Genomic DNA, 280 nt, shown 5'->3' on the forward strand with positions numbered 1-280 from the left:
TGGTGCGGAGCACGACCACGATCCCTGCGCGCCAGTCGCTGCGATTCGGCCTGCGGTACGTCGTCGAGGGCGCTCCCGCCGGCGCGCGCGTGGAGCTCAGGCTCGTCACCGTCTTTCCGGAGCCGGGATTGCTCGATCCGGCTTCGGGGGTTCGGCACTACGAAAGCGAGTATACCATTCGCGGTTCGATCGGCACCCAGGCGTATCGCGAGTTCATGTTTGACCACACCTGGGAGATCGTAGCCGGAGAATGGATCTTCGAGTTTTGGCACGACGGTCG

The 280-nt window shown here is 64.3% G+C and carries 1 protein-coding gene; it reads left to right on the forward strand.

Features of this window, described 5'->3' with window-relative positions:
• A partial coding sequence (locus RMT89_RS42530; protein WP_315889116.1) for a DUF3859 domain-containing protein occupies window positions 1-280 on the forward strand: 280 nt, incomplete at both ends.

Source organism: Streptomyces sp. P17, assembly GCF_032436805.1.
Classification (GTDB): Bacteria; Actinomycetota; Actinomycetes; order Streptomycetales; family Streptomycetaceae; genus Streptomyces.